General features: G+C 66.2%; 9 protein-coding genes and 1 riboswitch. Of the genes, 1 reads left to right on the forward strand and 8 read right to left on the reverse strand.

All coding sequences use genetic code 11. The annotated features are described in order from the left end of the window. Positions 1-494: 494 nt before the first annotated feature. The gene (locus ABCN07_RS04355) at positions 495-2,222 is read right to left on the reverse strand and encodes a lipid II flippase MurJ (RefSeq protein ID WP_343005538.1); all 1,728 of its coding nucleotides are present in this window, start codon (positions 2,220-2,222) and stop codon (positions 495-497) included. Further along, positions 2,219-2,728, reverse strand: coding sequence for a Cys-tRNA(Pro) deacylase (ybaK, locus tag ABCN07_RS04360; RefSeq protein ID WP_343005539.1), 510 nt, complete (start codon positions 2,726-2,728; stop codon positions 2,219-2,221). The genes ABCN07_RS04355 and ybaK overlap by 4 nt, the downstream gene beginning before the upstream one ends. 227 nt (positions 2,729-2,955) lie before the next feature. On the opposite strand from ybaK, the gene ABCN07_RS04365 reads away from it, so the two are divergent. Next, complete coding sequence (locus ABCN07_RS04365; protein WP_343005540.1) at positions 2,956-3,651, forward strand: amino acid racemase; 696 nt, start codon at positions 2,956-2,958, stop codon at positions 3,649-3,651. 172 nt (positions 3,652-3,823) lie between these two features. Here the strand turns inward: ABCN07_RS04365 and uvrA are convergent, their stop codons facing one another. From uvrA to ABCN07_RS04395, 6 genes are all read right to left on the reverse strand, one after another. Beyond that, positions 3,824-6,760, reverse strand: coding sequence for an excinuclease ABC subunit UvrA (gene uvrA, locus ABCN07_RS04370; RefSeq protein ID WP_343005541.1), 2,937 nt, complete (start codon positions 6,758-6,760; stop codon positions 3,824-3,826). 131 nt (positions 6,761-6,891) lie between these two features. Beyond that, entirely contained in the window at positions 6,892-8,673 is a 1,782-nt protein-coding gene (locus ABCN07_RS04375) for a radical SAM protein (protein ID WP_343005542.1), read from the reverse strand. Positions 8,674-8,790: 117 nt separating this feature from the next. Then, the gene (locus ABCN07_RS04380) at positions 8,791-9,513 is read right to left on the reverse strand and encodes an energy-coupling factor transporter transmembrane component T (RefSeq protein ID WP_330029376.1); all 723 of its coding nucleotides are present in this window, start codon (positions 9,511-9,513) and stop codon (positions 8,791-8,793) included. Further along, positions 9,510-11,120, reverse strand: a complete 1,611-nt coding sequence (locus ABCN07_RS04385) for an ATP-binding cassette domain-containing protein (protein WP_343005543.1) — start codon at positions 11,118-11,120, stop codon at positions 9,510-9,512. The genes ABCN07_RS04380 and ABCN07_RS04385 overlap by 4 nt, the downstream gene beginning before the upstream one ends. Then, on the reverse strand, positions 11,113-11,715 hold the full coding sequence (locus ABCN07_RS04390; protein ID WP_293814675.1) for an ECF transporter S component: 603 nt from the start codon (positions 11,713-11,715) through the stop codon (positions 11,113-11,115). Before ABCN07_RS04390 ends, ABCN07_RS04385 begins: the two co-directional genes overlap by 8 nt. A 133-nt stretch (positions 11,716-11,848) precedes the next feature. Then, complete coding sequence (locus tag ABCN07_RS04395) at positions 11,849-12,487, reverse strand: YkoF family thiamine/hydroxymethylpyrimidine-binding protein (RefSeq protein WP_293814676.1); 639 nt, start codon at positions 12,485-12,487, stop codon at positions 11,849-11,851. A 181-nt stretch (positions 12,488-12,668) separates the two neighbouring features. Further along, a riboswitch (TPP riboswitch) is annotated at positions 12,669-12,765 on the reverse strand. Positions 12,766-12,946: the final 181 nt, after the last annotated feature.

Genomic DNA, 12,946 nt, shown 5'->3' on the forward strand with positions numbered 1-12,946 from the left:
ACATGTCAGCGGCGGCCCGGAACTGCAGACGGCACGCCGGAGGCCCCGGACAATCGAGGCATCTCGGCGGTCCCGGCGTCCCGAAGCGGCAGACGGCACGTCGGCGGTCCGAAGTGGTCGCGGCGTGTCAGCGGTATAGGACGGTCACGGCATCCTGCTAGCTTGGCCCGACACCTTCGTCTTTGCGGAAATGGGCGGTCGTTTTTGGATTTCCCCGAAGAGAGTGACGAAATGACGTGGCATTTTTCGCCCGCGCCGAGTAGAGGCCCGATCCTCATTTGGGAAACCGCAGGTAGACTAATTGCTGTAAAAAGGTCTACTTTGCGTTCGTCGTTTTTGCCACGTCATTTCGACTCCGCTAATTGAAAGGGCCCGCGTCAGGCGCTCGACTGAGCGCCTGACGCGGGCCCAAGCGCAGAAAACCCGCGCACTCTCACGTGCGTCGTTCACGAACGCGCCCGAGGAGCGCGCGGGCGCCGCAGCCTGGGCGAGCCCTAGCGGCGGAACTTACGCAGAATACTGCTCACGAAGCTGGCCTCGGGGAGTTTAAGCGCAACGGCGATGCCGTAGGTCACGAGCACGGACGGGATGCCGCCCGCAACGATGACGACAAGCGCGCGCGTAATCGTCAGGGAGCCAAAGCCGCCCATCAGCCATACGACGAGCGCGCCCACGGCGCCGCCCGCAAGCCCCAGCACCAACGCGCGGACGCTACTAATCACAAGGCCGCGGATGCCAATCCGACCCATGGAGTGATGCAGGAACGCAAGTGACACCACACACAGCATAAGCATGAAGATAGCGCTGCCGAGGGAAACCGCGTGGATGCCGAGGACGCCCACCATCCCGACGGTGAACGCGACCTGCACGACGGAGGCCGCGACGTTGGCGAGCGCGAACAGCGTCATGCGCCTCATCGCGGAGAACACCTTCTGGAAGAAGGTCTGGAGTCCGTACCACGGGAGCGCAAGCGCGAGCGTCGCGAGGTAGGCGGCGGTGAGGTTGGCGCTCTCGGCATCGAACTGGCCCACGCGCAGAAGCGACATGAGCGGCTTCGAGAACACCATCAGATAGACCATGAACGGGATGAGGGCGAACATCACGTGTCCCATGCCCGTCGAGACCTGGCGCCTGAACGCATGCTCGTCACCCTTGGCGAAGCTTTCGCTCATCTCGGTGAACATCGCCACGGTGATGGGCACGGCGAGCACGGCGTAGGGCAGGGTGTACCACAGGCGCGCGTAGTACTGGATGGAGCCGCCCTGCTCGGGCACGGCCGCAAGCGCCATCGACGTCATGACCGAGGTCGTCACAAAGGAGCACGCGGTGACGATGAGGGTGGGGGCGCCGATGCCCACGGTCTCGCGCAGCGCCGGATCATGCAGGTCAATACGGAAGGTGAGCTTGATGCCATGGCGGCGCAGGCTCGGAAGCTGCATGAGGACCTGGACGGCGACGCCGAGGGGGTTACCCAGCGCAAGGATGAGGAAGGCCGCCGAGTAGTTCACGTTGACGAGCGCCGCAAAGCCGATGAACGACGCGATGGTGATGAGGTTGTTGAAGATGGGGGCAGCGTTGCTCCAGAAGTAGTCGCGCTCGGCGTTGAGGATGCCCGACGCCAAGCTCGAGAGGCAGTAGAGGACGATCTCGATCGCGAAGAAGCGGAAGAGCGTGATGCCATCGGCCATCTGCGCCTGGTCGGTCTTGGCGGACTGCACCCAGATCAGGGGCGCGGCGAAGACGAGGCACAGGACGAAGCATACGCCGAGCAGGACGAGCAGGATCGAGAGCAGGTTGGAGATGTAGGCGTTGGCGCCCTCCTTACCCTTGTGCTCGCGAACGTCGAGGTAGACGGGGAGGAACGCCGTGATGAGCATGCCGCCGATAACGAGCTCGTAGAGCTGGTTGGGCAGGTTGTTGGCCACGGTGTAGCAACTCGAGAGCAGCGTGGTGCCAAGCGCGAACGCCTGGCCCCAGGTGCGGAAGAAGCCGGTGAGGCGGCTCACGATGACGAGGGCGCTCATCATCGCGGCGCTGCGGCCGACGTTGTTGTCGGTTGCCGCATCGGTGGCTTCGGCGGCCTCGGCCACGGAGACCTCGGTGGCTTCGGCAGGCACGTCGGCCTCGGCACGCACGGCGGTGACACCAGCGACGGCTCCGGCCTCCCCACGCTTCTCGGCCAGGGCGTCGACCTGCTCGGACGCCTTAATGTCGTCGGTCATCGGAGGTCCTCTCGGCAGATGTCGGCGAGGGTGGCGCCCAGGAAGGAGACGAGCTCCTCCGGATTCAGCTTGAGGGTGAGGCCCAGGCGCCCGCCGGAAATGTAGATGTCATCGAAGAGCTGCGCGGTCTCGTCGATCAGGGTGGGGAACTGCTTCTTCATGCCCACGGGCGAGCAGCCGCCACGCACATAGCCCGTCGTGGGTTCGAGGTCGCGGACGTGCATGAGCGACAGGGACTTCTCACCTGCCGCGGCCGCGGCCTTCTTGAGGTCAAGTTCGTCGCCGGAAGGGACGCAGCAGACGACGTGGCCGCCGGCGGGCGTCACGCATACGAGGGTCTTGAATCCCTGCTCGGGGGCATAGCCGAGCATGTTCGCGATGCGCACGCCGAGGTCGCTCACGCCGGTCGAGTCAGGCTCCTCAAAGGTGATAGCCTCGTACGCCACGCCGCCACGCTCGAGCTCGCGCATGGCGTTCGTCTTCTGGACCCTCTCCTTGCGTGCCATTCGGCTCCTCCCGACGGGCACCGCGCGGGCAGCCCCGTTGCTTTCCATGCGAGGTGCGGGGCAAAGCCGCGCCGTCCGCGGCGACCCGCGCGCGGGTCGCCATAAAATCGCTCGCAGGCGGGCCTTCGCAGGACCGCCACAACGCATCCATTCCGAAGGGTATAGTTAACCACTACGTAAGACCGAATATGCGCAGGTCGCATGGAGAAGACGGGCTGGTGTGCATCATGGAAAAGCTTGGCGTCATCGGCGGCATGGGCCCCGAGGCTTCGTCGTACTTCTACAGCGAGGTCATTCGCCATACCAAGGCGGAGCGCGACCAAGACCACCTCGACCTCGTCCTCATCAGCCAGGCCTCGATGCCCGACCGCACGGAGGCGATCAACACCGGTGACGACGCCGAGCTGCTCGAGAGCATGCGCGTCGACCTCCAGGCGCTCGAGGCGTTCGGATGCGCGCACGTCGCCATCACATGCAACACCTCGCACTACTTCTACGACAAGATCCAGTCGTTCACAAAGGTGCCCATCATCCACATGCCACGCGAGGCCGTGCGCGAGGCCGTCGAGGGCCGCGGCGCCAAGCGCGTCGGCATCATGGGCACGGACGGCACCGTCCGCACGGGCATCTACTCGCACGAATGCGAGGCCGCCGGCGTCGAGTGGGTCGTGCCCTCCCCCGAGCGCCAGACCGACGTCATGTCGATCATCTATGACGACGTGAAGGCGGGCAGGCCCGCGGACATGCACAAGTTCGACCGCGTGATGCGCGAGTTCATCCGCCTCGACTGCGACGCCGTGATCCTCGCCTGCACCGAGCTCTCCGTCGTCAAGCGCGACCACGAGGTGCCCGACCTCTGCATCGACGCGATGGACACCCTGATCCGAGAGTCGATCGTCCGCAGCGGCGCTACCTACGTGTAGAACCCGCGCGACGCCCGACGCACGATATCCCCGCAAACGACAGGCGGTGCGGCACCATTCGTGATGCCGCACCGCCTTTGCGTACGCATGCGCGCCCGCGCGCCGGGCGCGTTGGCCTTCGCAGGCCGGACGCGTGCCGCCAGTCGCGTGCCAGCCGGCAGCACCCGCGGGCCTACTCCTCCGCCGGGGCGGCGCCGAACGCGCTCACGCGCGGAACCCACTCGCCCTCTCCCGAGGCGTCGAGGGCATCCTGCAGCTCGCGTGTGCGCTCGAGCACCGGCGCGAGGAACTTGCCGGTATAGCTCTCCGGACAGGCGGCAACCTCCTCGGGTGTGCCGGTGCACACCACGGTGCCGCCGCCTTCACCGCCCTCGGGGCCCATGTCGATGAGGCGATCGGCCACCTTGATGACGTCGAGGTTATGCTCGATGACCAGCACCGTGTTGCCCGCGTCGACCAGGCGCTGGAGGACGTCGAGCAGCTGGCGCACGTCCTCGAAGTGCAGGCCCGTCGTGGGCTCGTCGAGAATGTAGAAGGTCTTGCCCGTCTGCTGGCGGTGGAGCTCCTTGGCGAGCTTCACGCGCTGCGCCTCGCCGCCGGAGAGCGTCGTTGCCGGCTGGCCCAGGCGGATGTAGCCCAGGCCCACGTCATAGAGCGTCTGGAGCTTCTTCTTGATGCGCGGGATGTTCCCAAAGAACGCCAGAGCCTCGGTCACGCTCATGTCGAGCACGTCCGAGATGCTCTTGCCGTGGTACTTCACCTCGAGCGTCTCGCGGTTATAGCGAGCACCGTGGCAGACCTCGCACGGAACGTAGACGTCTGGCAGGAAGTTCATCTCGATCTTGATCTGGCCATCGCCCTTGCAGGCCTCGCAACGGCCGCCCGGCACGTTGAACGAGAAGCGACCGGGGCTATAGCCGCGGGCGCGGCTCTCCGGCGTGGACGAGAAGAGCGCCCGGAGATCATCCCACAAGCCGATGTACGTGGCCGGGTTGGAGCGCGGAGTGCGGCCGATCGGGCTCTGATCCACGTCGATGACCTTGTCGATTTGGTCGACACCCGTGAGCTTCTTGTACTCGCCCACCGGACGCAGCGAGTTCTGGATGGCGTTGGTGAGCGCGGGGGCGAGAGTGTCCGTCACGAGCGAGCTCTTGCCCGAGCCTGAGACTCCCGTGACCACCGTGAGCGTGCCAAACTCAATGCTCACGGTCACGTTCTTGAGGTTGTTGTGGCTCGCACCGACGATCTTGAGCTCGCCGCGACCGGGACGGCGACGCTCCTCCGGCAAGCGGATGAGTCTCCTGCCCGTGAGGTAGGCACCCGTGATCGAGTCCGCGCACTCGCAAATCTGTCCGGGCGTGCCCGCGGCGACCACCTCACCACCCAGCTCGCCCGCGCCGGGGCCCATGTCGATCACGTAGTCCGCCGCGCGGATCGTGTCTTCGTCATGCTCGACCACGATCACGGTGTTGCCCTGGTCGCGGAGGCGCTCGAGCGTCTTGATCAGGCGGTCGTTGTCGCGCTGGTGCAGGCCGATGGAGGGCTCGTCGAGGATATAGAGCACGCCCATGAGGCCCGCGCCGATCTGCGTGGCCAGGCGGATGCGCTGCGCCTCGCCGCCGGAGAGCGTCGCCGAGGCGCGGGAGAGGGTGAGGTAATCCAGGCCAACGTCCACCAGGAAGCGCAGGCGCTCGACGATCTCCTTCACGATACGCCCGCCGATGAACTCCTGACGTTCCGTGAGCTTGAGGTCACGGAAGAACTCGAGCGACTCGCGGCAACTCATGCAGCAGACGTCGTAGATTGACTTGCCGCCCACCGTGACGGCGAGAATCTCCGGCTTGAGGCGCGCACCGTGGCACGTCGGGCAGGGTACCTCATGGATGTACTTCTCCAGGCGTGCGCGCATCTTCTCGTTGGTTGTCTCCGTGTACTTCTCGAACAGGACGGAGCGCACGCCCGAGAAGGTAGTCGACCAGTTGGTATCTCGACCGTCGAGCGTGTGGTAGTCGACGCGGACCTTCGTGGAGCCGAGACCGTCGAGAAGGGCGTCGCGCACCTTCTTGGGCAGCTTGTTGAACGGGGTGTCAGGACTCGCCTTGAAGTGACGGCACACCGCGGCGAGCACCTGCGGGTAGTAGTTCGACCTGCCGAAGAAGCTGCCGAACACTCCCTCGGAAACGGAGAGGTTGGGGTCCTCGATGAGCGACTCCGCGTCCACCACGCGCCTGAAGCCGAGGCCGTCGCAGTCCGGGCAGGCGCCATAGGGGGCGTTGAAGGAGAAATCGCGCGGCTGTGGGTCATCCATCGAGTGGCCGTGGATGGGGCACGCGAGCGCGAGCGAGTACTGGAGCAGCTCGCCGGGAATGCCCTCGGGGTCATCGCGGTCAGGCAGCATGTAGACGCCCACCTTGCCGGCGGCAAGGCGCGTCGCCGTCTCCACTGCCTCCGCGATGCGGCCCAGGCTCGTCTCGCGAATGACGATGCGGTCCACCACGACCTCGATGTCGTGCTTGAGCTTCTTGTCGAGCTTGATCTCCTCGTCAAGCTCGCGGACCTCGCCATCGATGCGAACACGCGAGAAGCCCTCCGCGCGCAAGTCATCGAGAAGCTTCGTGTACTCGCCCTTACGGCCAAGAACCACAGGGGCAAGCACCAGCGCACGACGGCCCTGACCCGCGGCGAGGATCTTATCCGCCACCTGGTCCGTCGTCTGGCGCTCGATCACGCGGCCACACTCCGGGCAGTGGGGCGTGCCCACGCGCGCGAAGAGCAGACGGAGGTAGTCATAGATCTCCGTCACGGTACCCACGGTCGAGCGCGGGTTCTTCGACGTGGTCTTCTGGTCGATGGAGACCGCCGGGGAGAGGCCGTCGATCGAGTCGAGGTCCGGCTTGTCCATCTGGCCGAGGAACTGACGCGCATAGCTGGAGAGGCTCTCCACATAGCGACGCTGACCCTCGGCATAGATGGTGTCGAAGGCGAGGCTCGACTTGCCGGAGCCCGAGAGGCCCGTGATGACGACGAGTTTGTCGCGCGGAATCGATACGTTGATATCGCGCAGGTTATGCTCGCGCGCGCCCCTGATAACGATGGAATCGGAAGCCATGGACCACTCCCCCGTTGTGTCGTTTCTCATAGCTCCTCAGTGTAACGAGACGAGCCGCGAGGCGCCAAACGCCATCGCGGCTCCATAGAACATCCGTTCGTTGTTCGCTTCGGGCCGGCGCCCCGCGGCCGCTAGTGCAACAACGGGTTATCGAGGTGAAGCTCCGGCCTCGGGGCACGCGAAGGCACACGCGCGGCAGGCGCCGAGGCCACGGGGGCCTCCTCAACGACGCGGAGCTCCCACGCACTCGCCACCTCGGCGGATGGTGAACCCTCACGCACGCGAGCCAGAGCGGCGGAGAAGACCGGGCCCACGACGTCACAGCGCCAGACGCGAGCTCGCACATGGCGCCAGGCGATGCCCTCGCGAAGCCACAGCTCGACCGGCTCATCGAACCAGAGCGCCCGGGCAAGCCCCGCACCCAGGTCGCTGCGGTCCTCGCGAAGCGCCACGACAACGCCGCGTTCGCCCGCAAGCTTGGCAACACCCAGCTCGGAGGCGGAGAACGCCTCGCAGAACAGAGCCCCCTCCTCGCCGGGAACGCTCACGCGCGGCGCGCCCTCGCCCGAGGGCGTCTCGCCCGCGGCGGCGACCTCGGGAGAAGTCTCCTCGCGGTTCAGGCCCTTCCAGACGGAGACGTCGGATCGCTCGAGATCCGCGTCTGGGTGATTGCCGCACATCTTGCAGTCGTCCTCGAACGCGACCAGCCCATGGCTCGCGCGCACGTCATGAAAGCCCTTCGCGAGCTCCACGTAATACTCGATAGGAGGCATCGGGCGCCAGCCCAACACGCTACGGCGATGCGGGCGCCAGATGACGGACAGGCAGGTCACACCGCGCTCAGCGAACCATTCGCACGCCTCGAGGTTACGCTCGATCGCTTCCTCGGGCGTGGGCACCGCGCCGTCGCCGGCGAGCTCGGCCCCGCCAACCACCTGCGTGTAAACGTTGCCCGCGCCGAAGACATCAACCGCGTCGACCGTGCGACGAAGCCACTCGTCATACCCCACGTGAGCGTTCTTGCCAGGGCACAGGCGCGCGAACTGCTCCGCACCCCAGACCTCAAGGTTTGGGCTATACGAGGTGACACCCGACTCATCATGCAGGCGCTTGACGAGCTCGCGAGGCCAGGCGGGAGCCATGACCTGGCACGAGAAGCGCCCGGAGAACGCTTTCCCCATGGCACGAACGCAGCGCAGATAGCGCTCGAGCTCGCGCCCGAACGGCGGTTCGCCCGCGTAGTCCGTTCCTCCGGAGATGTAGAGCTCGGAGTAGCGGCCGGGCTCGGCAAGAGCCGCGCGCACGGTCTCGCCAAGCTGGGCGCAAGGGACCTCGGGCTCGATGCCGTGGCGCGTGAACAGCGCGCAGAAGCGGCATTGTTCGCCACGACCCCAGAACTCGCAGCGGCGATAGGACGTGAGGATCAGCTTCTGGGCGCGAACGTCAGCGAGCTCGTCCATGGGAACGCCGCCCGCCGCCTCGTGGTCGAAGAGCTCGGGCCGCGGCACGAAATCCACGACATCCAGGATGCCCTCGCGGGCGTCTCCCGCAGGGTCGCCGTCCGCAGCGATCGGGCCGGCAGCCGGCTCGCGAAGCACGAACTCGCCCGTGCGCTCGTCAAAGTCGATGACGTAGGGGTCATCGTACGTCTCGCCCCAGTTTATATAGACGTAGGTGGCGTCGCGGAGGAGCACGCCACCGGGCATGACCAGGCGCGCGGGCCTCCCGCCAAACGCGATGTCAAAGGGCTCGGCAGAGGCGAAGCGGTAGTCGCCCTCCTGCAGGCGGGCGAGCGCCGCCGCGGAAAGGCGGGCGCCATGCCAAACCATCGAGATCTTGAGCAGCACAAACGGGCTCATGCCCGGGTTCTCCGAGCAGAGCCTGCGCCACTGCTCGGCCTTGGTCTCTCGCATGGAAAGCTCCCTTCGAATCGCAAAGTTGACAAAGGGACTGTCCCTTTGTCAACTCTGCGGACGCGCGTAGCGCGGACGGGCGTGGGGGAGCTCGCGCGACCCAGACGCCCGCCCCACCTACGGCACCAGAACGAGCGCGGCGACGATCGCCGCGTTCAGCCCCACGGCGAAGGCGACATCACGAGCGCGGAGCGGCACCTCGAACGCGCAGCGTCGCTCGCCGGAGTCCTCGAACCCGCGAGACTCCATCGCCATGGCAAGGCTCTCCGAGCGCTCAAGGGCATGCGCCAGCATCGGCACGACGCGCCTGGGAGACAGCGGGTTCACGTGAACGCCGCGAGCCTTGAGCGCTAGGCCGACCTCGGCGTACTCGTCCTTGACCACGGGAAAGAAGTGATAGGCGGCCAGTACGCCATAGGCGAACTTCGGCGGCAGGCGGAACTGCTGCATGAGGCTCATGACCAGCTCGAAGGCATCGCTCGTGAAGGCGAACGACAAGCCCAGGCCACCGTAGGCCATGACGCGGCTCGCGAGCTGCGCGGCGGTGGTCCAGTCGCTGGCGAACAGCGTTCGCTGGCCAAACACGTCCGCCTCGATGGCCGCGGAGGCGTTTCCGCCCGAACCATACATGAGACCGGTCACGAAGAGCGCCGCCGAGGTCAGGGCGAAGGGCACGAGCGCCGCCGCGACGCCGCGACGGTTCGTGCCAGGGCTCGCGAGCGTCGCCACAAGGGCGATGGCGCAAACCGCGAGATTGACGCGCGTGTTAAACGTAACGGAGAGGATGAGCGACGCCACGGTGAGCGCGGCAAGCTTGATCCCGGGATTCAGGCTCCTCATGAGGCGCTCCCCTCTCGAACGGCGGACGCGGCGGTCGTCGCGGGCGCGGCAATCGCGGCGGCGTCGGCGAGCGCGGCGGTCGTCGCGGGCGCGGCAATCGCGGCGGCATCGGAAGGTGCGGCAGTCGTCGCGGGCTCACGGCGAGCCTCGACGTAGGCGTCAAGCTCCTCGCCCTCGAGCGGACGCACGCGCCCGTCACCTACGAGCAGCACCTGGTTGGCGATGGCGCGAGCGAGCACGAGGTCGTGCGTCGCCACGACGACGGTGAGGCCATCGGCAACGCGCTGCTCGAGCACGTCGAGCATCTTGCGCGTCGAGCGCTCGTCCTGCGCATACGTGGGCTCGTCGAGCAGAAGGACGTCGGCACGTCCCGCTAGCATCGCGAGCATGGCGAGACGGCGCTGCTGACCCTGGCTAATCTCATACGGCGAGCGCTCCCCCAGGCCCTTCAGGCCAAACTCGGCGAGAAGGTCGGGCACGCGTGCCGCAAGCTCCTCCTCCGCCACATCTGGATTGGCGGCACGCAGCGTCACCATGACTTCCTCGGCAACAGTGAGTGCGAGGAACTGCAGACGCGGGTTCTGGAAGACCAGACCAACGGAGCCCTCGACCGCGAGCTCGCCGGACGTGCGACACGCGCCCGCGATGGCATGGAGCAGCGTGGACTTGCCGCTGCCGCACTCGCCCACGAGGGCAGTCACGCTACCGTGAGCCACCTCGAACGAAACGCCCGAGAGCACGGTGGACGCCGACCGGCCTCGTCCATAGCCGACGGACAGGTCGCGAACGCGGACGACCTTCTTGGCATCCTCGGAAACGAGCGCGGGGCGCAGGCCCCTCGCCCACTCATCATCCACGAACAGGCCGTCGGCGCGCATTTCCGCCTCGTGTGTGGCAAACTCCGCGACCGGGAAGCTCGCCTCGTCAAGGCTGCCATGCTCGCGCATGAGCACGACACGGTCCGCGAAGGGTAGCCACCAGCCGGCACGATGGTCGACCACCACGAGTGTCACGCCCTCTTGCTCGTTGAGACGGCGAAGCTCGACGGCGACCGAGGCGCACGACGACGGATCGAGATTGGCAAACGGCTCGTCGAGCACGAGTGTACGGGCGCCGCACGCGAGCGCGGTGCACAGCGCGAGCTTCTGCTTGGTGCCGCCGGAGAGCTGGCCGATGCGGTCCTTCTCGCGTCCCTCGAGGCCCACGAGCGCGAGGAGCTCGCGACAGCGCTCGCGCGCGTCGCCAGGCCAGGCGACGTTTTCGAGCGCAAAGAGCACCTCGCGCTCGACCGTATCCATGCAGAACTGATTGTCAGGATTCTGGAACAGTATCGAGACTTCGCGGCTTCGCTCGCGCGGACCCATCTTCCTCACCGGACGACCAGCCGCAAGGACCTCGCCCTCGAGCTCGCCTGCGTAGGCCGGGTAAAGCCCGGCGAGGCAGAAGGCGAGCGTCGACTTGCCCGACCCGGAGGCCCCCATCACGAGGACGACCTCCCCCCGACGCACGGTCAGGGAGAGGTCGGAGAAGACCGGGCCCGAGCCCTCGCCGTAGCGAAAGCCCAGGCCACGAGCCTCGAGCGCGATGTCCGTCTCGGCGCTAGGCACGCGAGCGACCCAGGGCGTAGCCCTTAAGCAGGCCGGTCTTGGCGAGGCCGTCGCCGATGGCCTTGGAGAGCAGGCCGGCGAAGAGCATGGAGCTCACGAGCCTCACGACGAAGAACAGCACGAGCACCGGGACGGCGATGAGGCCGTAGCCAGAGCGGATGAAGCTCCAGACGAAGCTGATGACGGTGCAGAAGGCGCTCGCGAGCAGCATGTCCTTGGTCTCGAAGCTCTTGTAGTGGCCGAGGGCGAAAGCGAGCTCGGCGCCGGCACCCTGGACGAGGCCGGTCACGATGACCATCGGGCCATACATGTTGCCGAGAAGGACCTCGATGAGGGCGGCAACGACCTCAGAGACGAGGGCGACGCCCGGACGCTGGATGATGTAGGCTGCGAGCGTGGACACCATGAACCAGATGCCGAACACAATCTCGTTGCCCATGGGGCCGATGCCCATCGGGGTGAAGGCGGCGACCATTGCCGCGGCAGCGTAGACCGCCACGAGGTAGACGACGCCGAAAACGACGCAGAGCATCGCCACGAAGATGATCTCCTGGAGCTTCCAGCCGCCCTTGGCGGCACCGTTCTCGTTAGCCATTCCTTGTTTCTCCTCTCGTCACCTGAAAAAGGGACAGTCCCTTTTGCAGGTTCTTACGGTTAGTGCGCGGGCGCGGGTCGCCCGTCGCGTCATTCAGCGCGACAGCTAGCGCGCTGGCCAAGCCCTCGTGGTCCTACTCGACCGTGGGGCTGTTGACGTTAATCGTGAAGTGCAGCACGTAATGGTGGACGTTCTCGCTCGCTTCCATGAGCTCGCAGACCTCCTGCAGGTAGGCGAAGACGTCCTTGATGCTGCCCTCGATGCGCGTGGCGTAGTGAATCGTGGTGGGGTTGAGGCCACGCTTCTCGGCGAGGCGCCAGACCTCGGCGATGTCGTCGATGTAGTCGCCCACGCCCATGGGATAGAGGGCGAGCTTGCACAGGCACGGCTGCGTGGCAGCCTCGACGATGGCGTGGTTGGGGGCCTCGCCCGTAGCCTCGAGCACCGAGTCGCCGGAGACGTCGCCCGGGCAGCCCTTGGAGACCTGGCCCTCGATGGCCATGTGGACGCCCTCGGTCCAGGAGCTGGCGAACAGCGCGGAGACCGCGTCCATCACATAGGGAAGCTTGCCGCGGTAGACCGTCGAAAGGGCGTCGGTCTCGCTCCAGACGCAGGAGGTGTCGACACGCCCGAGGGCGCCGAGAATGATGTCGATGAAGTTGTCGCACATGGGGTAGAGCGTGAATCGGCAGCCGGAAATCGGCAGGTCAGTGCCCCTGCCAGCCCAAGGCAGATCGGGGCGGTTGCAGCCCTCGCAGCAGTTTTCAGACATGTCTTCCTCTCGTTCGTGACGCAGGCGGGCTGCGTCGTGGCCGCACGGGCCACATCCGCGGCCGTAGGGACCGCATCTGGATGCAAGCAGGAACGAGAGGCTTGAACGAGCCGGCAAGACAACGTCGCCGCACGAGACGGCGGGTGCGGCAAAGCCGCGCGCCAGAAGAACGACGCCTCGAACGCGAGACGGGTAGCTTCCCTACGCTGGTCCTAACCAGGTCAGGTTCAAGGGGTTGGAAATCCTCTCAGCTCTTGCGAGCACCCCCAGCACGTGTGCCGCGCGTGGCGGCAACGGTTTGGCATTGTACTAACCCCGATGACGCTGTCAAGAGGCGTTGCAATTGCACGCTAGCGCGCCAATAACCCTACGTAGCCAACGTCTTAGCTGCTCAGAGGCTCTGTCACTCGTCGCGACAGCGCTTGACGGGCCTTTGCGCCCTTTCACGCTCTGTCATGA

Source organism: Collinsella sp. 1033st1_E11_1033SCRN_220408 (assembly GCF_039062465.1).
Lineage (GTDB): Bacteria > Actinomycetota > Coriobacteriia > Coriobacteriales > Atopobiaceae > Parolsenella.

Excerpts from the sequence above, each read along its gene's own strand:
- ABCN07_RS04355 (WP_343005538.1), bottom strand. The coding sequence starts at position 2,222 with ATGACCGACGACATTAAGGCGTCCGAGCAGGTCGACGCCCTGGCCGAG.
- ybaK (WP_343005539.1), bottom strand. The coding sequence starts at position 2,728 with ATGGCACGCAAGGAGAGGGTCCAGAAGACGAACGCCATGCGCGAGCTC.
- ABCN07_RS04365 (WP_343005540.1), top strand. The coding sequence starts at position 2,956 with ATGGAAAAGCTTGGCGTCATCGGCGGCATGGGCCCCGAGGCTTCGTCG.
- uvrA (WP_343005541.1), bottom strand. The coding sequence starts at position 6,760 with ATGGCTTCCGATTCCATCGTTATCAGGGGCGCGCGCGAGCATAACCTG.
- ABCN07_RS04375 (WP_343005542.1), bottom strand. The coding sequence starts at position 8,673 with ATGCGAGAGACCAAGGCCGAGCAGTGGCGCAGGCTCTGCTCGGAGAAC.
- ABCN07_RS04380 (WP_330029376.1), bottom strand. The coding sequence starts at position 9,513 with ATGAGGAGCCTGAATCCCGGGATCAAGCTTGCCGCGCTCACCGTGGCG.
- ABCN07_RS04390 (WP_293814675.1), bottom strand. The coding sequence starts at position 11,715 with ATGGCTAACGAGAACGGTGCCGCCAAGGGCGGCTGGAAGCTCCAGGAG.
- ABCN07_RS04395 (WP_293814676.1), bottom strand. The coding sequence starts at position 12,487 with ATGTCTGAAAACTGCTGCGAGGGCTGCAACCGCCCCGATCTGCCTTGG.